This window comes from Beutenbergia cavernae DSM 12333, from assembly GCF_000023105.1.
In the GTDB taxonomy this organism is placed as follows: Bacteria; Actinomycetota; Actinomycetes; order Actinomycetales; family Beutenbergiaceae; genus Beutenbergia; species Beutenbergia cavernae.
This window is the reverse complement of record NC_012669.1, coordinates 2,645,212-2,669,360: the sequence shown is the minus strand read 5'-3', so window position 1 is coordinate 2,669,360 and position 24,149 is coordinate 2,645,212. Positions and strand designations below refer to the sequence as shown.

Genomic DNA, 24,149 nt, shown 5'->3' with positions numbered 1-24,149 from the left:
ACAGCGCTCGCCCGCCGGAAGGACTCGCATGACCCTGCCTGACGACACCCGCGCGCCCGACGACGCCGGTGCTCCCGACGCCCCCCCGATCAGCCCGACGGACGCCGCCGCCGTCGGCGCCGCGCTCGACGCGGCCCTCGCCGCCGTCGACGGCGCCGGCGACCTCGATGCGCTCAAGGACGTCCGCCTGGCCCACGCGGGCGACCGGAGCCCGCTGGCGCTCGCGAACCGCGCGATCGGCACGATTCCGGGCGCCGAGCGGGCGGCGGCCGGCAAGGTCGTCGGCGGCGCCCGCGGGCGCCTCGCGAAGGCCCTCGCCGCCCGGACGGCGGAGCTCGAGGAGGCCGAGGCCGCGCGCGTGCTGCGCACCGAGACGATCGACGTCACCCTCCCGCTGGCGCGGGGCGACGCCGCGCTGCGCGGCCTGGCGACCCTCGGTGCGCGCCACCCGCTCGCCCGGCTGTCGGAGGAGATCGCCGACACGTTCATCGCGATGGGCTGGGAGATCGCCGAAGGCCCCGAGGTCGAGCACGAGTGGTTCAACTTCGACGCCCTGAACTTCGTGCCGGACCACCCGGCGCGGCAGATGCAGGACACGTTCTTCGTGGCGGACCCCGGCGAGGAGCCGGGGGAGCCGGGCAAGGCGCACCTCGTGCTGCGCACCCACACGTCCCCGGTGCAGGCGCGCGCCCTGCTCGAACGCGACCTGCCCGTCTACATCGTCTGCCCCGGCAAGGTCTTCCGCACGGACGAGCTCGACGCCACGCACACGCCCGTCTTCCACCAGGTGGAGGGCCTCGCCGTCGACCGCGGCCTGACGATGGCGCACCTGCGCGGGACGCTCGACCACTTCGCGCGGGTGATGTTCGGGCCCGAGGCGCGCACCCGGTTGCGCCCGAACTTCTTCCCGTTCACCGAGCCGAGCGCGGAGATGGACCTCTGGTTCCCGCAGAAGAAGGGCGGCGCCGGCTGGATCGAGTGGGGCGGCTGCGGCATGGTCAACCCGAAGGTGCTGCGCAGCGTCGGCGTCGACCCGGACGTCTACTCCGGGTTCGCGTTCGGCATGGGTATCGAGCGGACGCTCATGCTCCGCCACGGGATCGAGGACATGCGGGACATGGTCGAGGGCGACGTGCGGTTCTCCCGCGCGTTCGCCCCGGGAGGTGACGTCTGATGCCGTACGTGGTGCTGCCGTGGCTGGCCGAGCACGCCGAGCTCGCAGCGGGAACCGGCGTCGACGAGGTCGCCGCCGACCTCGTGCGCGTCGGGCTGGAGGAGGAGGAGATCCACACGTCCGGCGTGACGGGCCCCCTCACCGTCGGCCGTGTCGTGACGTACGCGGACGAGAAGCAGAAGAACGGCAAGACGATCCGCTGGTGCCAGGTGGACGTCGGCGAGGACTCCCCGCGCGGGATCGTCTGCGGCGCGCACAACTTCGCGGTGGACGACCTCGTCGTCGTCGCGCTTCCCGGTGCCGTCCTGCCGGGCGACTTCGCGATCACGGCGCGCAAGACCTACGGGCACGTCTCGGACGGCATGATCTGCTCGGCCCGCGAGCTCGGGCTCGGCGAGGACCACGAGGGCATCCTCGTGCTGACCGAGGTGGCCGACGACGTCGGGCCGGGGACCGATGCGATCGAGCTGCTGGGGCTCGGCGAGAGCGTCCTCGAGATCAACGTGACCCCCGACCGCGGGTACTGCTTCAGCGTGCGCGGCGTCGCCCGCGAGTACGCGCTCGCCACTGGCGGTGCCTACACCGACCCCGGCCTGCCCGTGCCCGCCGGGAGTGCGACCCCGCCGCCGTCGCCCACCCAGGACGGGTTCGCCGTCGTGCTCGCCGACGACGCCCCGATCCGCGGCGCCCAGGGCGCTGACCGGTTCGTGGCGCGGGTCGTGCGCGGGGTCGACGTGGCCGCGCCGTCTCCCGACTGGATGCAGCGCCGCCTGCGCCAGTCCGGCATGCGGCCCGTTTCGCTGCCCGTCGACGTGACCAACTACGTGATGCTCGAGCTGGGGCAGCCCACGCACGCGTACGACCTCGGGACGCTGACGGCGCCGATCGTCGTGCGCCGCGCCCGGGCGGGGGAGCGGATGACGACCCTCGACGACGTCGACCGGCGCCTTGACCCGGAGGACCTGCTCATCACCGACTCGCCGGACGGCGAGGGCAGCCGCGCGATCGGCATCGCCGGCGTTATGGGTGGCGCCGCCACGGAGGTCGGACCGCTGACGCGGGACGTGCTGGTGGAGGCTGCCCACTTCGACACGGTGACCATCGCGCGTGCGGCGCGGCGTCACCGGCTCCCGTCCGAGGCCTCGCGGAGGTTCGAGCGCGGTGTCGACCCCGAGCTGCCGCCGGTGGCGGCGCAGCGCGTCGTCGACCTGCTCGTGCAGCTCGGCGGCGGCCGCGCCGACGAGGCGGTGACCGACGTGGACGCGACGACGGCGCCGGCCACCATCGTCCTCGGCACGCACCTCCCGGCGTCGCTCGTCGGCGTCCCGTACACGGAGCAGGAGGTGACCGAGACGCTGCGCGCGCTCGGCGCCGACGTGCGGGCGGGCGAGCTCGCCGGCACCGTCGAGGTCACGCCGCCCACGTGGCGCCCGGACCTCGTCGAGCCGGTGGACCTCGTCGAGGAGGTCGTCCGGCTGCGCGGCTACGAGGCGATCGGGTCCATCGTCCCGGCGGCGCCGGCCGGCCGCGGGCTGAGCCGCGACGCGTGGCTGCGGCGCTCGGTCGAGCGGGCGCTCGCCGAGGCGGGTCTGGTGCAGGTGCTGACGTACCCGTTCGTGTCGCCGGGCGTGCACGACGCGCTGGGCGAGCACGCGGACGACCCGCGGCGCCACGCGCTGCGGCTCGCGAACCCGCTCACGGAGGAGGCGCCGGAGCTGCGCACGAGCCTGCTCGCGACCCTCACGGCCGCAGCCGCCCGGAACCTCGGGCGCGGCGCCGAGCGGGTCGCGATCACGGAGACCGGGATGGTCACGCACGGACGTGCCGTGCCGAGCCTGCTGCCGGACGGCGGGGCGTACCCGGGAGACGAGATCGTCGCGCAGCTCGAGGCGGCGGTGCCGGACCAGCCGAGGCATGTCGCCGCCGTCGTCACCCACGCCGACGCGGAGGCGGTGATCGGCCTCGTGCTCCGGCTCGCCCGGGTTCTCGGCGTCGACGTGGCCCTCGCCGCGGACCCGGACCGCTCGCCGTTCCATCCGGGGCGGTGCGCCCGCGTCACTGCCGGTGACACGCTCCTCGGGCACGCCGGCGAGCTCGCGCCGCAGGTCTGCGCGGCCCTCGAGCTGCCGGCGCGGACCGTCGCGTTCGAGCTGGACCTCGACGCTTTGGTCGCCGCCGTGCCCCTCGAGCCGGTGCGACCCACCCGGCTCTCGACGTTCCCGGTGGCCAAGGAGGACGTCGCGCTCGTCGTCGACGAGGCCGTCCCCGCGGCCGACGTGCTCGCCGCGGTGCGGGCCGGGGCGGGTGAGCTCGCGGAGTCGGTCGAGCTGTTCGACGTCTACACCGGCGACCAGCTGGGCGCAGGCAAGAAGTCGCTCGCGTTCGCCCTCCGGCTGCGCGCCGACGATCGCACGCTCACGGCCGCCGAGACGGCCGAGGTGCGGGACGCCGTCGTCGCCGAGGCGGGACAGCGGGTGGGCGGGGTGCTCCGTGGCTGACGCGCTCGTCCCCGAGCCCGCGCGCACCGCCCTCGTGACCGGCGCGTCCCGGGGGATCGGGCGCGGACTCGCGCTCGGACTGGCCGACGCCGGGCTCGACGTCGGGCTCCTCGCGCGGGACGCCGAGAAGCTGGCCGAGGTCGCCCGGGAGGTCGAGAGCCGCGGCCGCCGCGCCGTCGTCGTCACGGCCGACGTCGGCGACCCGGACCAGGTGGCCGCCGCCGTCGACGCCGCGCTCGCGGGCCTCGGCTCGATCGACCTGCTCGTGGACAACGCGGGCCGGATCGACGCCGAGGTCCCGCTGTGGGAGGCGGACCCCGACGAGTGGTGGTCGATCCTCGAGACGAACGTGCGCGGCCCGTTCCTCCTGGCGCGCGCCGTGATCCCGGGCATGCTGGCCCGTGGTGGCGGCCGCGTCGTGGACCTGACGTCCGGTGCCGGGGCGAAGGACTGGGACGTGGCCTCGGCGTACACGGTGAGCAAGGCGGCTGTCATCCGTCAGGTGGGGCACCTGCACGAGGCCGGCTTCGAGCGGGGCCTCCGCGCCTTCGCCCTCTCGCCCGGCACCGTGCGCACGGACATGTCGACCTCCTTGCGCATCCACGCGGGACGCACCGAGTTCACGCCCGTCGAGCGCTCCGTCGACGCCGTGGTGGCCGTCGCCCGGGGCGAGCTCGACGACTGGTCCGGCTGCTACCTGCGCGTCACTCACGACACGCCGGACCTGCTCCGCGCGCACGGTGCGCCCGGGCCGGACGACCGCCGGCTGCGCGTCCAGCCGTGGGGTGAGGACGACCCGTACGCCGCCGAGGCGTTCGTCCCACCGCGATGACGCGCGAGCACGGCGACCCGACCGCGGCGTCGGGCACGGGTGACGCGGGGGACCTTCGGCCCAGGACGGGAGGGGAGCCGAGCGGGCATGCTGGGGGCATGCGGGTGCTCGTGGCGACCGCGTCGAAGCACGGCGCGACGACCGACGTCGGTGCCGCGATCGCGGACGTGCTGCGCGAGCGCGGCCACGACGTCGTCCATGCCGACGCCGCCGACCTCGTGGCCGACGCGGGTGCGCTCGAGACGGCGGGCGCCGTCGTCCTCGGGTCGGCCGTGTACACGGGCCAGTGGCTCGCCGCGGCGACCACGCTGCGGTCCAGGCTCCTGCGCATGCCGGACGGCCCGCCCGTGTTCCCGTTCTCGGTGGGGATCCGCGACGTGACGCTCGCCCCGCTCGACGCCGCGTGGCTCAGGCCGCTCCGGGCCGGGGCGCCGATGCACCCGCCGGTCGTGTTCGGTGGCCGCCTCCGGCTCGAGGAGCTGTCCCTGCGGGAGCGGTCGCTCGTCGCGATCGTGCGGGCGCGCGAGGGCGAGTACACCCTCTGGGACGACGTCCGCGAGTGGGCCGAGCGGATCGCCGCGCGCCTCGCCGTCGATGCCGAGGACGCCGACCGGCGCTAGGCCTCGAGCAGCACCTTCCCGGTGGTCGCACGCCCCTCGAGGGCGCGGTGCGCCTCGGCGGCGTCAGCGAGCCCGAAGCGGGCGCCGATCCGCACGTCGAGACGGCCGTGGGCGACGGCGTCGAACACGTCGCGCGCCCGGGCGAGCAGCTCCTCGCGGGTGGTCGTGTAGTCGCCGAGCGTCGGGCGGGTGAGGTAGACCGATCCGGCGCGGTTGAGGCGCTGCGGGTCGACCGGCGGCACAGGGCCGCTGGACGCACCGAACAGGACGAGCGTGCCGCGTCGGCGCAGGCTCGCGAGCGAGGCGTCGAATGTCGCGACGCCGACCCCGTCGTAGACGGCGTGCACACCCTCTCCGCCCGTCGCCTCGCGCACGAGCGCAGGCAGCGCCGTCGCGACGTCGTCGAGCTCGTCGTAGCGGATGACGACGTCGGCGCCCGCCCCGCGCGCGAGGGTCTCCTTCTCCGTCGAGCCGACGGTCGCGATGATGCGGGCGCCGCGGCTGGCCGCGAGCTGCACGAGCAGGAGGCCGACGCCGCCGGCCGCCGCGTGCACGAGGAGCTGGTCGCCCCGCTGCACGGGATACGTGGCGTCCACGAGGTACTGGGCGGTCATGCCCTGGAGCGGGAGGGCGGCTGCGACGTCGTCGGACACCTCGTCCGGGACGGGCAGGGCGCGGTCCACGGGCACCGCGACGAGCTCCGCGTAGCTGCCGGGGACGTCGGACCAGGCGACGCGGTCACCGATCGCGGGCTGCGTGACTCCCTCGCCGAGGGCGACCACGCGTCCCGCGCCCTCGGTGCCGACGACGTGCGGGAACGGCATCGGGTACGTGCCGCTGCGGCGGTACGTGTCGATGAAGTTCACGCCGGCGGCGCCGACCCGCACGAGCACCTCGCCGTGCCCTGGCGCCGGGTCGGGCAGGTCGACGAGCTCGAGCACCTCGGGGCCGCCCGCCTCACGGGCCTGGATCGCGCGCACGCGCCCAACCTAGCGCCGGACGAGGGCCGGCCAGCCGGCGGGTGCCCGGGCGGACCGCCGCGGTGTGTATGGTTATGCACGTGACTGTATCGATCGCGATCGCCGGGGCGAGCGGCTACGCCGGCGGCGAGGTGGCGCGGCTGCTCCTGGGCCATCCGGACGTCACGCTCGGGGCCCTGACCGCCCACGCCAACGCCGGGCAGCGCGTCGGCGCCCACCTGCCGCACCTGCGCGCGCTCGCGGACCGCACGTTCGACCCGACCAGCGCCGAGGTGCTCGCCGGGCACGACGTCGTCGTCCTCGCGCTCCCGCACGGCGCGTCCGGCGCGCTCGCCGCCGAGCTGGAGGCCCGCGGCGAGGACGTCCTCGTGCTCGACTGCGGCGCCGACCACCGGCTCGTCGACCCCGCGGCGTGGCGCGCCTTCTACGGCAGCGAGCACGCCGGGACGTGGACGTACGGCCTTCCAGAGCTCCTGCACGCGGGCGAGCACGTGGCGACCGCCCAGCGTGCCGAGCTCGCCGCCGCCCGGCGCGTCGCTGTACCGGGCTGCAACGTCACCGCCGTCACGCTCGGCCTCGCGCCCGGGATCGCCGCTGGCGTCGTCGAGCCCACGGACGTCGTCGCCGTCCTCGCCAACGGCTACTCCGGCGCCGGCAAGGCGGCGAAGACGCACCTCCTCGCGAGCGAGGCGCTCGGCTCCGCCGTGCCCTACGCCGTCGGCGGCACCCACCGCCACATCCCGGAGATCCAGCAGAACCTCCGCGCGGCCGGCGCCGCGGACGTGACGATCTCGTTCACGCCGACCCTCGTGCCGATGGCCCGCGGGATCCTCGCGACGGCGACGGCGCGCCTCGCCCCCGGCGTCGACGCCGCCGCCGTCCGCCAGGCGTGGGAGCGTGCGTACGACGGCGAGCCGTTCGTCCACCTCCTGCCCGACGGGCAGTGGCCGACGACGGCGGCGACTCTCGGCGCGAACACCGCGCTGGTGCAGGTCGCCGTGGACGCCGCCGCCGGCCGCGTCGTCACGGTCACGGCGATCGACAACCTCGTCAAGGGCACGGCGGGCGCCGCCGTGCAGTCCATGAACCTCGCGCTCGGGCTGCCCGAGCACACCGGCCTGCCCACCGAAGGAGTCGCCCCGTGAGCTCGAGCGAAGGACAGCCCGCCCAGGATGCCCCCGGGGAGGCCTCGCCCGGCGTGACGGCTCCGGCCGGGTTCCGCGCCGCGGGCGTCGCTGCAGGGCTCAAGACCTCGGGCGGGCGGGACGTCGCCCTCGTCGTCAACGACGGTCCGGCGCAGGTCGGTGCTGCGGTGTTCACGTCGAACCGGGTCGTGGGCGCCCCGGTGCTCTGGTCGCGGCAGGTCGTGACGGACGGCGTCGTGAGCGCGGTCGTCCTCAACTCGGGCGGGGCGAACGTGTTCGCCGGCCCCGAGGGCTTCGCCGACTCGCACCTCACGGCCGAGCGCGTCGCGAGCGCGCTGGGCGTCTCGGCCGGCGACGTCGTCGTGTGCTCCACCGGCCTCATCGGCGAGCGGCTGCCCCGCGAGCTCCTGCTCGGTGGCGTCGACGCGGCGGCGAGCGCCCTCGCCGCCGACGGCGGTCCCGACGCCGCCCTGGCGATCATGACGACGGACAGCGTGCCGAAGACGGCGGACGTCCGGGTCGTCACGCCCGACGGCGAGTTCGCCGTCGGCGGGATGGCGAAGGGTGCGGGGATGCTCGCCCCGGCGCTCGCGACGATGCTGTGCGTGCTCACGACGGACGCCGTCGTCGATGCGGCGCAGGCCGACGCGGCCCTGCGCGCGGCGACGGCGCTCACGTTCGACCGCGTCGACTCCGACGGGTGCATGTCGACGTCGGACACGGTGACCTTGCTGGCGTCCGGGGCGTCCGGCGTCGCCCCCGACCCCGAGACCTTCGCCGCGGCGGTCCGCGACGTGTGCGCGACGCTCGCCCGGGCGCTCGTCGCCGACGCCGAGGGCGCCAGCCACGACGTCGCCGTCACGGTCACGGGTGCCCACACCGAGGACGCCGCGCTCGCCGTGGCGCGCGCGGTGACCCGCTCCAACCTCGTCAAGGCAGCGATCTTCGGAAACGACCCCAACTGGGGCCGTGTGCTCGCCCAGGTCGGCACGGTGCCCGAGTCCGTGGCCCCGTTCGATCCGGCCGCGCTCGACGTGACGATCAACGGCACCCAGGTCTGCCGCGCGGGTGCGGCGTACGAGGACCGTTCACGTGTGGACATGGCCGGTGCCCGCGAGGTGAGCATCGTCGTCGACCTGCACGCCGGCGAGGCCGAGGCCACGGTGTGGACGAACGACCTCACGCACGCGTACGTGCACGAGAACTCGGCGTACTCCTCATGAGCGCGCCGGGTGCGGACTTCGACACGGAGCGGGACCTCCGGGCGGCGCAGAAGGCTGAGGTGCTCGTTCAGGCGCTGCCGTGGCTCGAGCGGTTCGCGGGCGCCGTCGTCGTCATCAAGTTCGGCGGCAACGCGATGATCGACGCCGACCTCGAGGCGGCGTTCGCCGACGACGTGCTGTTCCTGCGCCGCGTCGGTCTCAAGCCCGTGGTCGTGCACGGTGGCGGGCCGCAGATCACCCAGATGCTCGCCAAGCTCGAGATCACGTCCGAGTTCCGGGGCGGCCTGCGCGTCACGACGCCGGAGGCGATGGACGTCGTCCGCATGGTCCTCACCGGGCAGGTGCAGCGCCGGCTCGTGACCATGCTCAACGCGCGGGGTCCGCTCGCCGTCGGCCTGTCGGGCGAGGACGCGGGCCTGTTCCGGGCGCAGCGCCGCTCGGCGGTGGTGGACGGCGAACCGGTGGACGTCGGCCTGGTGGGCGACGTGTCACGGGTGGACCCGCTCGCTGTCGCCGACCTGCTCGACGCCGGCCGCATCCCTGTCGTCTCGACGATCGCCACGGACGAGGCCGACCCGACGCAGATCCTCAACGTCAACGCCGACACGGCGGCGTCGGCGCTCGCCGTGGCTCTGGGGGCGACGAAGCTCGTCGTGCTGACGGACGTCGAGGGGCTGTACTCCGCGTGGCCGGACCGCTCCTCGCTCGTCAGCCTCATCTCGGCGGCGGAGCTCGAGGCGATGCTGCCCGGCCTCGACGCCGGGATGGTGCCGAAGATGGAGGCATGCCTGCGGGCGGTGCGCGGCGGTGTGCCGCAGGCTCACGTGATCGACGGGCGGGCGCCGCACGCCCTGCTGCTCGAGGTGTTCACGACGGAGGGGGTCGGCACGATGGTGCTGCCCGACGAGGCCGCGGCGGGAGCGAGCAGTGAGTGATCTGGTGGCCGGCCTGACGGCGTCCGGGATCGACGCGCAGGCGGAGTGGCGGCGTCGCTACTCCGGGGCGCTGATGAACACGTTCGGGGCACCGCAGCGCGTGCTGGTGCGCGGCGAGGGTGCGTGGGTGTGGGACGCCGACGGCGCACGCTACCTCGACCTGCTCGCCGGCATCGCCGTCAACGCGCTCGGGCACGCCCACCCGACGCTCGTCTCCGCCGTCGCGGCGCAGCTCGGCACGCTCGGGCACGTCTCGAACTTCTTCGCGACGCCGACGCAGGTCGCGCTCGCGGAGCGCCTCCTCGAGCTCGCCGGGGCCCCGGATGGCTCGCGCGTCTTCTTCTCGAACTCCGGCACGGAGGCGAACGAGGCCGCGCTCAAGATGATCCGGTTGCACGGCGGCGTGGAGAAGCCGCGCGTGCTCGCGCTGACCGGCGGTTTCCACGGCCGGACGATGGGCGCCCTGGCGCTGACCCACAAGGCCGCCTACCGCGAGCCGTTCGAACCGCTGCCGGGCGGCGTCGAGCACGTGCCGTTCGGCGACGTCCTGGCGCTGGAGGAGGCGTTCGACGCCGGTGGCGTGGCAGCGCTCGTCGTCGAACCGGTGCAGGGCGAGGCCGGCGTTCGGGCGCTCCCGCCCGGCTACCTCGCCGCGGCGCGCGCGCTCGCGGACCGACACGACGCCCTGCTCGTCCTCGACGAGGTGCAGTCCGGGATGGGCCGGTGCGGGCACTGGCTCGCGTCGCAGGCCAGCGACCTCGGCGGGGGAGTGGTGCCCGACGTCGTCACGCTGGCGAAGGGCCTCGGCGGCGGCTTCCCCGTGGGTGCTGTCATCGGCTTCGGCGAACGCGCCGCGGCGCTCTTCGGCCCCGGGCAGCACGGGACGACGTTCGGCGGCAACCCCGTGGCGGCGGCTGCTGCGCTGGCCACGATCCACGTCATCGAGCGCGACGGTCTGCTCGATCACGTCCGGGCCCTCGGGGCGTGGTGGCGGATCGCGCTCGGCGAGACCGGTCACCCGCTCATCGGCTCGGTCCGCGGCGAGGGGCTGCTCATCGCCGTCGAGCTGACCCGCCCGATCGCCCCGGCCGTCGCAGCTGCCGCGCTGGAGGCCGGGTTCATCGTCAACGCACCGCTGCCGAACGCGATCCGGCTCGCGCCGCCCCTGATCCTCACGCGCGAGCAGGCGGCGTCCTTCGCCGAGGCGCTGCCGCGCATCTGCGACGCCGCGCTCGCCACCCTGCCCACCGACACCGAGGGACGCCCGTGACCACGCCCACCACTACGTCAGCCGCCGGCACCGCTCTGCGCCACTTCCTGGCCGACGACGACCTCACGAGCGCCGAGCAGCGCGAGGTGCTCGAGCTCGCGCTGGCGCTCAAGGCCGACCGGCACTCCCGGCAGCCGCTCGCGGGCCCACGCGCCGTCGCCGTGATCTTCGACAAGCCCACGCTGCGGACGCAGGTGTCGTTCGCCACGGGGATCGCGGAGCTCGGCGGGTTCCCGCTCGTGGTCGACGGGAACCTCGCCCGGATCGGCGTGCGCGAGTCGGTCGCCGACACCGCGCGGGTGCTCGGCCGCCAGGTCGCGGCGATCGTGTGGCGCACGTTCGCCCAGTCAGCGCTCGAGGAGATGGCCGCGCAGGCCGGCGTGCCCGTCGTGAACGCGCTCACCGACGACTACCACCCGTGCCAGATCCTCGCCGACCTGCTGACGATCGCCGAGCACACCGGCGGTCTCGCGAGGAGCGGTCCCGCGCTGGCCGGGCGCACGCTCGCGTTCGTCGGCGACGGCGCCAACAACATGGGCAACTCGTACCTGCTCGGCGGGGCGCTCGCCGGGCTCGACGTGCGGATCGGCGCGCCGGAGGGTTACCAGCCGCATCCCGACGTCGTCGCGCGCGCGGAGGCGATCGCCGCCGAGACCGGCGGCTCGGTGGCCGTCATGACCGAGGCGGCGTACGCCGTCGCCGGTGCCGACGTGGTCGCGACGGACACGTGGGTCTCGATGGGCCAGGAGGAGCAGGCCGCCGAGCGGGAGGCGCCGTTCCTGCCGTACCGCCTCGACTCCCGGCTGCTCGCGCACGCCGCACCCGACGCCGTCGTCCTCCACTGCCTGCCCGCGTACCGCGGCAAGGAGATCACCGCGGAGGTCATCGACGGACCCGCGTCGGTGGTGTGGGACGAGGCGGAGAACCGGCTGCACGCGCAGAAGGCGCTGCTCACCTGGCTCCTCGACCGGGCGGGGGAGACCGGATGAGCACCACGTCACCGCCGACGAAGACCGCCCGTCACGCGCTCATCGCGCAGGCGATCACTCGCGCCCACATCCACTCGCAGGGCGAGCTGCTCGAGACGCTCGCGGCCGACGGCGTCGTCGTCACCCAGGCGACGCTGTCCCGCGATCTCGTGGAGCTGCAGGCGCAGAAGGTGCGCGGACCGGACGGGCTGGTGTACGCGCTGCCGCCGGAGGGCGGGGCACACGCCCTGGGACCTGCGTCCTCCGACGCGGAGCAGCTGTCCCGGCGGCTCGAACGCCTCTGCGCCGAGCTGCTCGTGTCCGCGGAGGCGAGTGCCAACCTCGCGGTGCTGCGGACGCCGCCGGGTGCCGCGCAGTTCTTCGCGTCGGCGATCGACCACTCGGTGCTCCCCGGCGTGCTCGGCACGATCGCCGGCGACGACACGGTCCTCGTGATCTCGCGCGACCCGGCCGGCGGAGCCGACGTCGCCGACCGCTTCCTCACACTTGCCGCGGGCGTCCAGCCCGAGGCCACCACTCCCACCACCTCGCAGCAGGAGAGAAGTTCATGAGCAGCACGTCCAGCAAGCGCGTCGTCCTCGCCTACTCGGGCGGGCTCGACACGTCGGTCGCCATCGGATGGATCGGGGAGGCGACCGGCGCCGAGGTGATCGCCGTCGCCGTCGACGTCGGCCAGGGTGGCGAGGACCTCGACGTCATCCGGCAGCGTGCGCTCGACTGCGGCGCCGTCGAGGCCTACGTCGCCGATGCACGCGACGAGTTCGCGACCGAGTACTGCATGCCCGCGCTCGCCGCCAACGCGATGTACCTCGACCGGTACCCGCTCGTGTCGGCGCTGTCCCGGCCCGTGATCGTCAAGCACCTCGTGCGCGCGGCGCGGCAGTTCGGGGCCGACACCGTGGCGCACGGCTGCACCGGCAAGGGCAACGACCAGGTCCGGTTCGAGGTGGGCATCACGTCGCTCGCCCCGGACCTCGCCTGCCTCGCGCCGGTGCGGGACCTGGCGCTCACGCGCGACAAGGCGATCGCCTACGCGAACGAGCACGCGCTCCCGATCGAGACCACGAAGAACAACCCGTTCTCGATCGACCAGAACGTGTGGGGCCGCGCCGTCGAGACCGGGTTCCTCGAGGACATCTGGAACTCCCCGACGAAGGACGTCTACTCCTACACCGACGACCCCACGTTCCCGCCCGTCGAGGACGAGGTCGTCATCACGTTCGAGCAGGGCGTCCCGGTGGCGATCGACGGCGTCGCCGTCACGCCGCTGCGGGCGATCCAGGAGATGAACCGGCGCGCCGGCGCCCAGGGCATCGGGCGGATCGACATCGTCGAGGACCGGCTCGTCGGCATCAAGTCGCGCGAGGTCTACGAGGCGCCGGGGGCGATCGCGCTCATCGCCGCGCACGCCGAGCTGGAGAACGTCACCGTGGAGCGCGAGCAGGCGCGGTTCAAGAGGACGGTCGGGCAGCGCTGGACCGAGCTCGTGTACGACGGCCAGTGGTTCTCGCCGCTCAAGCACTCCCTCGACGCGTTCATCGCCGACACCCAGCGGTACGTCTCCGGCGACATCCGGATGACCCTGCACGGCGGCCGCGCCGTCGTCACCGGCCGGCGCAGCGACACGAGCCTGTACGACTTCTCCCTCGCGACCTACGACACCGGCGACGCGTTCGACCAGAGCAACGCGAAGGGCTTCATCGAGATCTTCGGCCTGACGTCGAAGCTCGCCGCGGCGCGCGACGTCGCCTTCGGCAATGGCCCCGACCTCGGGACGCAGCAGCTGTGAGCACGCCGGGCACGGGCGAGGGACAGCTCTGGGGCGGCCGGTTCGCGGGCGGGTCCGCCGACGCGCTGGCGGAGCTCAGCCGCAGCACGCAGTTCGACTGGGTGCTGGCGCCGTACGACCTCGCGGGCTCGCGCGCCCACGCCCGGGTGCTGCGCACGGCCGGCCTGCTGTCCGCCGTCGAGCTGGCCACGATGATCGAGGGTCTGGACGCGCTGGAGGCCGACGTGCTCTCCGGCGCGTTCGTGCCCGGACCGCACGACGAGGACGTGCACGGGGCGCTCGAGCGCGGCCTCATCGAGCGGATCGGCACCGAGGTCGGGGGGAAGCTCCGCGCGGGGCGGTCGCGCAACGACCAGATCGCGACCGAGGTGCGCATGTTCCTGCGCGATCACGCCCGGACCGTGGCGGGCGGGGTGCTCGACGTCGTCGACGCGCTCGTCGACCAGGCGGCCGCGCATCCGCAGGCGCCGATGCCGGGGCGCACGCACCTGCAGCACGCGCAGCCCGTGCTCCTCGCGCACCACCTGCTGGCTCACGCGTGGCCGCTGCTGCGGAACGTGGGCCGGCTCGTCGACTGGGACGTCCGGGCCGCGGTGTCGCCGTACGGGTCCGGGGCGCTCGCCGGCTCGTCGCTCGGCCTCGACCCGCAGGCGGTGGCCCGCGAGCTGGGCTTCGCCGACTCGGCGGAGAACTCGATCGACGGGACGGCGGCCCGCGACGTCGTCGCCGAGTGCGCGTTCGTGCTCGCGATGACCGCCGTGGACCTGTCCCGCCTGGCGGAGGACGTCATCATCTGGGCCACCAAGGAGTTCGGCTTCGTCACGCTCGACGACGCGTACTCCACCGGGTCGAGCATCATGCCGCAGAAGAAGAACCCGGACGTGGCGGAGCTCGCGCGCGGCAAGGCGGGGCGCCTCATCGGCGACCTCGCGGGGCTGCTGGCGACGCTCAAGGGCCTTCCGCTGGCCTACAACCGCGATCTGCAGGAGGACAAGGAGCCGGTGTTCGACGGCGTCGCGCAGCTCGAGGTGCTGCTCCCCGCCGTCGCCGGCATGGTCGCCACGCTCCGGTTCGACACCGACCGCATGGCCGAGCTGGCCCCGCAGGGCTTCTCGCTCGCGACCGACGTCGCGGAGTGGCTCGTGCGGAACGGCGTCCCGTTCCGCGATGCGCACGAGATCGCCGGGGCCTGCGTGCGGGCGTGCGAGGAGCACACACCGCCGATCGAGCTCTGGGACCTCACCGACGCCGAGCTGGCCGGGATCAGTGACCACCTGACGCCGGATGTGCGGTCCGTCCTCTCCGTGGAGGGGTCGATCGCCTCGCGGGCCGGGCGCGGCGGGACCGCGCCGGTGCGCGTCGTCGAGCAGCTCGCCCGTGCGGGGGAGCGCTCGTCGGAGCTGCGGGCGTGGGCCGACGGCGAGTGAGGGCGCCCCGGTGAGCGTCGAGGCGGACGTCCTCGACGACCTGGTGCGCGCTGCCCTGTCGCGCCCGGCGCTCCTCGGGCCGCCGGGAGGCGACGTCGAGCCCGTGCGCCTCGTGTGCGTGGACGGTCTCGCCGGTGCCGGGAAGACGACGCTCGCGGCCCAGCTCGGCGCGGCCCTCGCGGCGCAGGTCGTGCACATGGACGACCTGTACCCAGGCTGGGGCGGCCTGCTCGAGGCGCCGGCACTTCTCGCCACGTGGGTGCTGGACCCGATGGCCGCCGGTCGTGCGGGCCGCTACCGGCGGTTCGACTGGGCCGCCGGCGCGTATGCCGAGTGGCACGACGTGCCGCGGCGCCCGGCGCTCGTGGTCGAGGGGTGCGGAGCCGCGCCGCGCGCCGTCGACGGCGTCGCGAGTCTCGTGATCTGGGTCGAGGCCGACGACGAGCTGCGTCTCGCGCGGGGCCTCGAGCGAGACGGCACGGACGCCGAGGAGCACTGGCGGGCCTGGATGCGCGACGAGCGCCGTCTCGCGGAGCGCGAGGGCACCGGCGAACGGGCCGACGTCGTCCTCGACGCGTGGGGCGGCGTCGTCCGCCCGTGACACCGGGGCCGCGCGTGGGAAGGTGGAGGGCTGTGACCGAGGCGACGCGACGACTCTCCTTCGGCGGCTCGGTCGAGGCGTACGAGCGTGGCCGGCCCGACTACCCCGCCGAGGCGGTGGCCTGGCTCGTGCCGGCGGGAGCCCGCGACGTCCTGGACCTCGGTGCCGGATCGGGGAAGCTCACGCGCGCTCTCGTCGACGGCGTGCGGCGGGTCGTGGCCGTCGACCCCGACGCGCGCATGCTCGACGCCCTGTCCGCACGGCTGCCCGACGTCGACGCACGCGCGGGGTCGGCGGAGTCGATCCCGCGCGCGCCCGGCTCCGTGGACGCCGTCGTCGTCGGGCAGGCCTGGCACTGGTTCGACGCCGGGCGTGCCTCCCGGGAGATCGCCCGCGTCCTGCGCCCCGGTGGGTCGCTCGGGCTCGTGTGGAACATCCGGGACCCCGCGTCCGAGATCGCCGCGAGCCTCGCGGCGATCGCCCGACCGTCGGACCACGAGGCGCAGGTCCTCGGGGACGGGCCGAAAGTGCCGGAGCCGTTCGGCGCCGTCGAGCGGACCGTGGTGCGCTGGACGCGTCGCCTGCGGCCCGAGGACGTCGTCGACATGGTGACGACCCGCAGCTACCTGCTCACGGAGTCGGACGCCGAACGCCGCCGGGTCGCCGCCGCCGTGGCGGGGCTGGCGCGGGCGCACACGGGCGACGACGGGCTCGTCGTCGTGCCGTACGTCACGCACTGCTTCCGGGCCCGCACGCCCACGCTCCCGTGAACGTCCTCGCTCGCCGCCCGGCACATCGGGCACAATCACCGTCATGAGCGCGCAGGCCGGGTCCGTCGACGCGGACCTGCGCGTGCCTCCGCGCACGTGGTACGCGCGTTCGGTCCACGACGTCGCGCGCGACCTGCTCGGCGCCCTGATCTCCGTGAGGTCGCCCGAGGGCACCGTGACGGTGCGCCTGAGCGAGGTCGAGGCGTACGGCGGCTCCGACGACCCGGGCTCGCACGCCTACCGCGGGCGGACGCCGCGCAACGCGACGATGTTCGGCCCGGCCGGCCGCCTCTACCTGTACTTCACCTACGGGATGCACTGGTGCGCGAACGTGGTGACGGGATCCGACGGCGAGCCCTCCGCCGTGCTGCTGCGCGCCGGGCGCGTGGTCGAGGGGGTCGAGCTGGCGCGCCGTCGTCGGCCGACGACGAAGGGCGACGCCGACCTCGCACGCGGTCCGGCGCGGCTCGCGACGGCTCTCGGGCTCAGCGGTGCCGACGACGGCGCGAGCGTGGACGGGACCGCCGGTCACGTCGTCCCCGGGGTGTCCCGCGCGGCGCTGCGGCTCGACCGCGGTCCGGCCGGGCCGTGGGAGCGCGGTCCCCGCACCGGCGTGGCGGGCGACGGCGGGAACGGCCGCGTGTATCCGTGGCGGTACTGGTTGACCGGCGATCCGACGGTCTCCCCGTACCGCGCACGATGACACCTGCCTGGCACCGGCCCCGCGGATCGCGCTGCTCCCGCGCACGCACCGGGGCGCTCACGACGACGACCACCCCACGACGGACCCGCAGCGGTCCGAGAAGAAGGTAACCACCACGATGACGACGATCCTCGAAGAGCTCGACTGGCGCGGGCTCATCGCGCAGAGCACGGACCGAGAGGCGCTGGGCGAGCTGCTCGACGCCGGTCCGGTGACGTTCTACGGCGGCTTCGACCCGAGTGCCCCCAGCCTGCACGTCGGCAACCTCGTGCTCATCCTGACGATGCGGCGCTTCCAGCTCGCCGGGCACCGCCCGGTCGGCCTGGTGGGCGGCGCGACCGGCCTCATCGGCGACCCGCGCATGTCCGGGGAGCGCACGCTCAACGCCCCTGACGTCGTCGCGGGATGGGTCGGCAAGATCCGTGCGCAGATCGAGCCGTACCTGGACTTCGACGGGCCGACCGCCGCCCGCATGGTGAACAACCTGGACTGGACGGCGCCGCTGTCCGCGATCGACTTCCTCCGCGACGTCGGCAAGCACTTCCGCCTCGGCACCATGCTCGCGAAGGAGACAGTGGCGCGGCGCCTCGCGAGCGAGGACGGCCTCAGCTTCACCGAGTTCAGCTACCAGATCCTCCAGGGGATGGACTACCTCGAGCTCTTCCGTCGGGACGACGTCCGCCTGCAGCTCGGCGGCAACGACCAGTGGGGCAACCTGCTCTCGGGCGTCGAGCTGATCCGCAAGGTCGAGGGCGCAGGAGCCCACGCGCTCACCACGCCGCTCATCACGAAGCCCGACGGGACCAAGTTCGGCAAGACTGAGGGCGGCTCGATCTGGCTCGACCCGGAGCTCACGAGCCCGTACGCGTTCTACCAGTTCTGGTTCAACGCCGCGGACGCCGACGTCGGTGGGTACCTGCGGGTGTTCACGTTCCTGTCCCGCGAAGAGATCGAGGCGCTCGACGTGGCGGTGCGGGAACGTCCCGGGGCGCGTGAGGCACAACGGGCGTTGGCGGCCTCCGTGACCGACCTCGTGCACGGGGCGCAGGCGCGTGAGCGGGTGGAGCGTGCGTCGCGCGCCCTCTTCGGGCGCGACGACCTCGACGCGCTCGACGAGCGGACGCTGGCGGATGCCGTCGCCGAGCTGCCGAGTGCGCCGCTGCGGCCGGGCGAGACGACGATCGTCGACGCGCTCGCCGAGACCGGGCTCGTGAGCGGGCGGAATGCCGCACGCCGCGCTGTGGACGAGGGCGGTGCCTACGTCAACAACGTGAAGGTGGACGACGCCGACAGGGTCCTGGCCGTCGAGGATCTGCTCGCTGACCGCTTCGTTCTCGTCAGGCGCGGGCGGCGGACGCTCGGCGTCCTGGACGCGCGGGCGACCTGAGCCGACCGGGACGGACGCCGCGGAGGTGACGGAGCGCGTGCTCACGACCATCTCCGCGGCATCCGTCCCGGCCCGCTCCCGGTTCGGGTGGGGGCCGGTCCGACGACGGTCGGTGCCCGGGGAGTGGACCGCTGGCCGCGTGGCGCCCAGCCCCGACTGCCCGCATCGGACGCTGTCGGCTCCGAGTGAGCCACCTCACGCGGCCCAACGGGCGGCCTCAGCCGTCGACCACAGGGCCGGAGTCACGACGCGAACCCGCAGGTCACAGCCTCGATGCCACCTGGGTTCTCCGTGCGACACGCCCGAGATGCAGGCGAGTTGCGCCGGCGGCCGGCGGACCGTAATGTCTCTCCCCGTTGCCCCGAACGGGAGGAACGGACACCACGAGGTGGACGGTCCCGAGGAGCAGCTCCCGGATCACGATCGGCTCGCAAGAGCACGATCTGCACGTCCGGATCCCCTCCAGCACGGCGGCCACGAAGTGGCGCGGAGTGTGGTGTGGGGGGTAGTTTGGAGAGGTTGCCCTGATGGCTGGGCCTGCTGGTTGGTGGGTGTGGTTGTTGGTGTGTGTCTGTTTCTTGAGAACTCAACAGTGTGTTTGAATCGATGCCATAGTTTTGTCCTCGTCCGTGGGGCTGGTGGCTGCTGACTTTGTTGGTGGTTGTTGGTTTCGCGGTGGGGTTCCTTTGGTTGCATGCCCTCGGTTGTGGGGGTGTGTTGCTGGGGTTTACTGTTTCGTTATTGTTCTTACCGCCTTTTTGGGGTGGTGGGGTTTTGACGGAGAGTTTGATCCTGGCTCAGGACGAACGCTGGCGGCGTGCTTTACACATGCAAGTCGAACGCTGATGCCCCGGGCTTGCCTGGGGTGGATGAGTGGCGAACGGGTGAGTAACACGTGAGTAACCTGCCCCAGACTCTGGGATAACTCCGGGAAACCGGGGCTAATACTGGATATGACATCCTGCTGCATGGTGGGGTGTGGAAAGGCTTGTCTGGTTTGGGATGGGCTCGCGGCCTATCAGCTTGTTGGTGGGGTGATGGCCTACCAAGGCGGTGACGGGTAGCCGGCCTGAGAGGGTGACCGGCCACACTGGGACTGAGACACGGCCCAGACTCCTACGGGAGGCAGCAGTGGGGAATATTGCACAATGGGCGCAAGCCTGATGCAGCGACGCCGCGTGAGGGATGACGGCCTTCGGGTTGTAAACCTCTTTCAGTAGGGAAGAAGCCTTCGGGTGACGGTACCTGCAGAAGAAGCGCCGGCTAACTACGTGCCAGCAGCCGCGGTAATACGTAGGGCGCAAGCGTTGTCCGGAATTATTGGGCGTAAAGAGCTCGTAGGCGGTTTGTCGCGTCTGCTGTGAAAACGCGAGGCTCAACCTCGCGCCTGCAGTGGGTACGGGCAGACTAGAGTGCGGTAGGGGAGACTGGAATTCCTGGTGTAGCGGTGGAATGCGCAGATATCAGGAGGAACACCGGTGGCGAAGGCGGGTCTCTGGGCCGTAACTGACGCTGAGGAGCGAAAGCATGGGGAGCGAACAGGATTAGATACCCTGGTAGTCCATGCCGTAAACGTTGGGCACTAGGTGTGGGGCTCATTCCACGAGTTCCGTGCCGTAGCAAACGCATTAAGTGCCCCGCCTGGGGAGTACGGCCGCAAGGCTAAAACTCAAAGGAATTGACGGGGGCCCGCACAAGCGGCGGAGCATGCGGATTAATTCGATGCAACGCGAAGAACCTTACCAAGGCTTGACATGTACGGGAAGCCACCAGAGATGGTGGTCTCTTTGGACACTCGTGCACAGGTGGTGCATGGTTGTCGTCAGCTCGTGTCGTGAGATGTTGGGTTAAGTCCCGCAACGAGCGCAACCCTCGTCCTATGTTGCCAGCACGTGATGGTGGGGACTCATAGGAGACTGCCGGGGTCAACTCGGAGGAAGGTGGGGATGACGTCAAATCATCATGCCCCTTATGTCTTGGGCTTCACGCATGCTACAATGGCCGGTACAAAGGGCTGCGATACCGTGAGGTGGAGCGAATCCCAGAAAGCCGGTCTCAGTTCGGATTGGGGTCTGCAACTCGACCCCATGAAGTCGGAGTCGCTAGTAATCGCAGATCAGCAACGCTGCGGTGAATACGTTCTCGGGCCTTGTACACACCGCCCGTCAAGTCATGAAAGTCGGTAACACCCGAAGCCCATGGCCCAACCCTTGTGGGGGGAGTGGTCGAAGGTGGGATCGGCGATTAGGACTAAGTCGTAACAAGGTAGCCGTACCGGAAGGTGCGGCTGGATCACCTCCTTTCTAAGGAGCGTCTGGCATCCTCGCGTTGGAGCTCGTGCGGTCGTTCGTGGCCGGTGGGGTTGTGGGGGTGTTCAGGGTCATGCCTCATCCGAGTGTGGTGGGGGTGGCTGCTCATGGGTGGAACATCGGTTCAGGCACGCTGTTGGGTCCTGAGGGAACAGGCGCCGGTCTGGTGGGTGCGCGCGTGTGGGGATGCCCGGGTTGGTGGGGTGTTCGTGTGCGGGTGGGCTTGCTGGGTGGGGTGTGTGTTTGCTCTGGTTGTGCCCTACATGGTTGCTCCTGCCGCGGTTGGTGGTGGGGGTGGTGTGGTTGGGGTGGTTGTTTGAGAACTGCACAGTGGACGCGAGCATCTTTGATCTTTTGTGGTCAAGTGTTTAAGAGCAAACGGTGGATGCCTTGGCATCAGGAGCCGAAGAAGGACGTGGTAGCCTGCGATAAGCCTCGGGGAGTTGGCAAACGAGCTGTGATCCGAGGGTGTCCGAATGGGGAAACCTGGCCGGAGTCATGTCCGGTTACCCGCGCCTGAATATATAGGGCGTGTGGGGGGAACGTGGGGAAGTGAAACATCTCAGTACCCACAGGAAGAGATATTCCGTGAGTAGTGGCGAGCGAAAGCGGACGAGGCTAAACCGGTGGTGTGTGATAGGCGGCGGCCGTTGCATCATCGGGGTTGTGGGACTCACCTGTTTCGTCTGCCGGCGGAGCGAGGAGTAAGAAAGCGTTGTCATAGTCGAACGGTCTTGAATGGCCGGGCGTAGTGGGTGCGACCCCCGTAGACGAAATGGCATCGCCTCCTGGTGAGGATCCCGAGTAGCACGGGGCCCGTGAAATCCCGTGTGAATCTGGCAAGACCACTTGCTAAGCCTAAATACTCCCTGATGACCGATAGCGGACAAGTACCGTGAGGGAAAGGTGAAAAGTACCCCGGGAGGGGAGTGAAATAGTACCTGAAACCGTTTGCTTACAATCCGTCGGAGCCTCCTTGGTTGGGGTGACGGCGTGCCTTTTGAAGAATGAGCCTGCGAGTTAGTGGTGCGTGGCGAGGTTAACCCGTGTGGGGAAGCCGTAGCGAAAGCGAGTCCGAATAGGGCGATTGAGTCGCGTGCTCTAGACCCGAAGCGAAGTGATCTACCCATGGGCAGGTTGAAGCGCGGGTAAGACCGTGTGGAGGACCGAACCCACCAGGGTTGAAAACCTGGGGGATGACCTGTGGGTAGGGGTGAAAGGCCAATCAAACTTCGTGATAGCTGGTTCTCCCCGAAATGCATATAGGTGCAGCGTTGCGTGTTCCTTGCCGGAGGTAGAGCTACTGGATGGCTAATGGGCCCTACCAGGTTACTGACGTCAGCCAAACTCCGAATGCCGGTAAGCCAAGCGCAGCAGTGAGACTGCGGGGGATAAGCTTCGTAGTCGAGAGGGAAACAGCCCAGACCACCAGCTAAGGCCCCTAAGCGTGTGCTAAGTGGGAAAGGATGTGGAGTTGCCCAGACAACCAGGAGGTTGGCTTAGAAGCAGCCACCCTTGAAAGAGTGCGTAATAGCTCACTGGTCAAGTGATTCCGCGCCGACAATGTAGCGGGGCTCAAGTACACCGCCGAAGCTGTGGCATCCGTACTCGTGCTCGGCCCGCCCTTGTGGTGGGTCCAGGCGTACGGATGGGTAGGGGAGCGTCGTGTGGCGAGCGAAGCCGCGGAGTGATCCAGCGGTGGACGCCACACGAGTGAGAATGCAGGCATGAGTAGCGAAAGACGGGTGAGAAACCCGTCCGCCGAATGACCAAGGGTTCCAGGGCCAGGTTAATCCGCCCTGGGTAAGTCGGGACCTAAGGCGAGGCCGACAGGCGTAGTCGATGGACAACGGGTTGATATTCCCGTACCGGCGAAGGACCGCCCATACCGAGCCCGGTGATGCTAACCACCCAAACCGTTCCACCGGACCCTTCGGGGTCCACCGGGACGGGGCGCGTGGGACCCGAACCGGTAGTAGGTAAGCGTATTAACAGGGGTGACGCATGAAGGTAGCCAGTTGGAGCGATGGTTGACTCCTTCCAAGGCTGTAGGACGCCTCCTAGGCAAATCCGGGAGGCATCAAGTCCGAGAGCTGACGGTGACCGCAACAGCGGGAATATGGTGATCCTATGGTGCCAAGAAAAGCCTCGACGCGAGGGACTAGCCGCCCGTACCCTAAACCGACTCAGGTGGTCAGGTAGAGAATACCAAGGCGATCGAGAGAATCGTGGTTAAGGAACTCGGCAAAATGCCCCCGTAACTTCGGGAGAAGGGGGGCCCGGAGCGTGAACCCACTTGCTGGGGGAGCGTGGAAGGGCCGCAGAGACCAGGGAGAAGCGACTGTTTACTAAAAACACAGGTCCGTGCGAAGTCGCAAGACGATGTATACGGACTGACGCCTGCCCGGTGCTGGAAGGTTAAGAGGACGGGTCAGCCCCTTCGGGGGCGAAGCTCAGAATTTAAGCCCCAGTAAACGGCGGTGGTAACTATAACCATCCTAAGGTAGCGAAATTCCTTGTCGGGTAAGTTCCGACCTGCACGAATGGCGTAACGACTTCTCCGCTGTCTCAACCGCGAACTCGGCGAAATTGCACTACGAGTAAAGATGCTCGTTACGCGCAGCAGGACGGAAAGACCCCGGGACCTTTACTATAGCTTGGTATTGGTGTTCGGGACGGCTTGTGTAGGATAGGTGGGAGACTATGAAGCCCTCACGCCAGTGGGGGTGGAGTCAACGTTGAAATACCACTCTGGTCGTTCTGGATATCTAACCTCGGTCCGTGATCCGGATCAGGGACAGTGCCTGGTGGGTAGTTTAACTGGGGCGGTTGCCTCCTAAAGAGTAACGGAGGCGCCCAAAGGTTCCCTCAGCCTGGTTGGCAATCAGGTGTCGAGTGTAAGTGCACAAGGGAGCTTGACTGTGAGACCGACGGGTCGAACAGGGACGAAAGTCGGGACTAGTGACCCGGCGGTGGCTTGTGGAAGCGCCGTCGCTCATCGGATAAAAGGTACCCCGGGGATAACAGGCTGATCTTGCCCAAGAGTCCATATCGACGGCATGGTTTGGCACCTCGATGTCGGCTCGTCGCATCCTGGGGCTGGAGTCGGTCCCAAGGGTTGGGCTGTTCGCCCATTAAAGCGGCACGCGAGCTGGGTTTAGAACGTCGTGAGACAGTTCGGTCCCTATCCGCTGCGCGCGTAGGAAACTTGAGAAGGGCTGTCCTTAGTACGAGAGGACCGGGACGGACTAACCTCTGGTGTGCCAGTTGTTCCGCCAGGAGCACGGCTGGTTGGCCACGTTGGGAAGGGATAACCGCTGAAAGCATCTAAGCGGGAAGCCTGCTTCAAGATGAGGTTTCCATCACCCCTCGAGGGTGGAGAGGCTCCCAGCAGACCACTGGGTGATAGGCCGGATGTGGAAGCAGGGACTAACGACCTGCGAAGCTGACCGGTACTAATAAGCCGACCACTTACCACAACACAACATCACTGATGT

At 70.9% G+C, this 24,149-nt stretch carries 17 protein-coding genes and 2 rRNA genes; 18 read left to right on the top strand and 1 reads right to left on the bottom strand.

The features are described from left to right. Nucleotides 1-28 precede the first annotated feature (28 nt). The 4 genes from pheS to BCAV_RS11960 all read left to right on the top strand — a co-directional run bounded on the left by pheS (nt 29) and on the right by BCAV_RS11960 (nt 5,124). Nucleotides 29-1,174, top strand: a complete 1,146-nt coding sequence (gene pheS, locus BCAV_RS11975) for a phenylalanine--tRNA ligase subunit alpha (protein WP_015882868.1) — start codon at nt 29-31, stop codon at nt 1,172-1,174. After that, entirely contained in the window at nt 1,174-3,672 is a 2,499-nt protein-coding gene (gene pheT / locus BCAV_RS11970) for a phenylalanine--tRNA ligase subunit beta (RefSeq protein ID WP_015882867.1), read from the top strand. Before pheS ends, pheT begins: the two co-directional genes overlap by 1 nt. Next, nucleotides 3,665-4,504: an SDR family NAD(P)-dependent oxidoreductase gene (locus BCAV_RS11965; protein WP_015882866.1), complete on the top strand. Its 840-nt coding sequence runs from the start codon at nt 3,665-3,667 to the stop codon at nt 4,502-4,504. The genes pheT and BCAV_RS11965 overlap by 8 nt, the downstream gene beginning before the upstream one ends. 98 nt (nt 4,505-4,602) lie before the next feature. Then, the gene (locus BCAV_RS11960; protein ID WP_015882865.1) at nt 4,603-5,124 is read left to right on the top strand and encodes a flavodoxin domain-containing protein; all 522 of its coding nucleotides are present in this window, start codon (nt 4,603-4,605) and stop codon (nt 5,122-5,124) included. Here the strand turns inward: BCAV_RS11960 and BCAV_RS11955 are convergent. Beyond that, nucleotides 5,121-6,104, bottom strand: a complete 984-nt coding sequence (locus BCAV_RS11955) for a quinone oxidoreductase family protein (protein WP_015882864.1) — start codon at nt 6,102-6,104, stop codon at nt 5,121-5,123. The genes BCAV_RS11960 and BCAV_RS11955 overlap by 4 nt on opposite strands. Nucleotides 6,105-6,184: 80 nt before the next feature. Between BCAV_RS11955 and argC the strand changes: the two genes are divergently transcribed. The 14 genes from argC to BCAV_RS11885 all read left to right on the top strand — a co-directional run bounded on the left by argC (nt 6,185) and on the right by BCAV_RS11885 (nt 24,130). Further along, nucleotides 6,185-7,249 (top strand): N-acetyl-gamma-glutamyl-phosphate reductase, encoded by a 1,065-nt coding sequence (gene argC, locus BCAV_RS11950; protein WP_222836640.1) that lies wholly within the window; start codon nt 6,185-6,187, stop codon nt 7,247-7,249. After that, the gene (gene argJ, locus BCAV_RS11945; RefSeq protein WP_015882862.1) at nt 7,246-8,472 is read left to right on the top strand and encodes a bifunctional glutamate N-acetyltransferase/amino-acid acetyltransferase ArgJ; all 1,227 of its coding nucleotides are present in this window, start codon (nt 7,246-7,248) and stop codon (nt 8,470-8,472) included. The genes argC and argJ overlap by 4 nt, the downstream gene beginning before the upstream one ends. Next, nucleotides 8,469-9,407 (top strand): acetylglutamate kinase, encoded by a 939-nt coding sequence (argB, locus tag BCAV_RS11940; RefSeq protein ID WP_015882861.1) that lies wholly within the window; start codon nt 8,469-8,471, stop codon nt 9,405-9,407. The genes argJ and argB overlap by 4 nt, the downstream gene beginning before the upstream one ends. After that, nucleotides 9,400-10,677 (top strand): acetylornithine transaminase, encoded by a 1,278-nt coding sequence (locus BCAV_RS11935; protein ID WP_015882860.1) that lies wholly within the window; start codon nt 9,400-9,402, stop codon nt 10,675-10,677. Before argB ends, BCAV_RS11935 begins: the two co-directional genes overlap by 8 nt. Then, nucleotides 10,674-11,666 carry an ornithine carbamoyltransferase gene (gene argF / locus BCAV_RS11930; RefSeq protein ID WP_015882859.1) on the top strand — a complete coding sequence of 331 codons (993 nt, stop codon included), beginning with the start codon at nt 10,674-10,676 and terminating at the stop codon, nt 11,664-11,666. The genes BCAV_RS11935 and argF overlap by 4 nt, the downstream gene beginning before the upstream one ends. Continuing rightward, nucleotides 11,663-12,217: an arginine repressor gene (locus BCAV_RS11925; RefSeq protein ID WP_015882858.1), complete on the top strand. Its 555-nt coding sequence runs from the start codon at nt 11,663-11,665 to the stop codon at nt 12,215-12,217. Before argF ends, BCAV_RS11925 begins: the two co-directional genes overlap by 4 nt. Then, complete coding sequence (locus BCAV_RS11920) at nt 12,214-13,455, top strand: argininosuccinate synthase (protein WP_015882857.1); 1,242 nt, start codon at nt 12,214-12,216, stop codon at nt 13,453-13,455. Before BCAV_RS11925 ends, BCAV_RS11920 begins: the two co-directional genes overlap by 4 nt. Further along, the gene (gene argH, locus BCAV_RS11915; RefSeq protein ID WP_015882856.1) at nt 13,452-14,882 is read left to right on the top strand and encodes an argininosuccinate lyase; all 1,431 of its coding nucleotides are present in this window, start codon (nt 13,452-13,454) and stop codon (nt 14,880-14,882) included. Before BCAV_RS11920 ends, argH begins: the two co-directional genes overlap by 4 nt. A gap of 10 nt (nt 14,883-14,892) precedes the next feature. After that, complete coding sequence (locus BCAV_RS11910) at nt 14,893-15,483, top strand: nucleoside/nucleotide kinase family protein (RefSeq protein ID WP_015882855.1); 591 nt, start codon at nt 14,893-14,895, stop codon at nt 15,481-15,483. 32 nt (nt 15,484-15,515) lie between these two features. Further along, the gene (locus BCAV_RS11905; RefSeq protein ID WP_015882854.1) at nt 15,516-16,253 is read left to right on the top strand and encodes a class I SAM-dependent methyltransferase; all 738 of its coding nucleotides are present in this window, start codon (nt 15,516-15,518) and stop codon (nt 16,251-16,253) included. Between the two features lie 43 nt (nt 16,254-16,296). Then, complete coding sequence (locus tag BCAV_RS11900; RefSeq protein ID WP_015882853.1) at nt 16,297-16,956, top strand: DNA-3-methyladenine glycosylase; 660 nt, start codon at nt 16,297-16,299, stop codon at nt 16,954-16,956. A 118-nt stretch (nt 16,957-17,074) separates the two neighbouring features. Beyond that, nucleotides 17,075-18,343, top strand: a complete 1,269-nt coding sequence (gene tyrS / locus BCAV_RS11895) for a tyrosine--tRNA ligase (RefSeq protein ID WP_015882852.1) — start codon at nt 17,075-17,077, stop codon at nt 18,341-18,343. Between the two features lie 774 nt (nt 18,344-19,117). After that, nucleotides 19,118-20,646: ribosomal RNA gene (locus BCAV_RS11890) — 16S ribosomal RNA — on the top strand. Nucleotides 20,647-21,010: 364 nt separating this feature from the next. Then, a 23S ribosomal RNA gene (locus BCAV_RS11885) occupies nt 21,011-24,130 on the top strand. The 16S and 23S rRNA genes sit together here, the layout of an rRNA operon. The last annotated feature ends 19 nt before the right edge of the window (nt 24,131-24,149 follow it).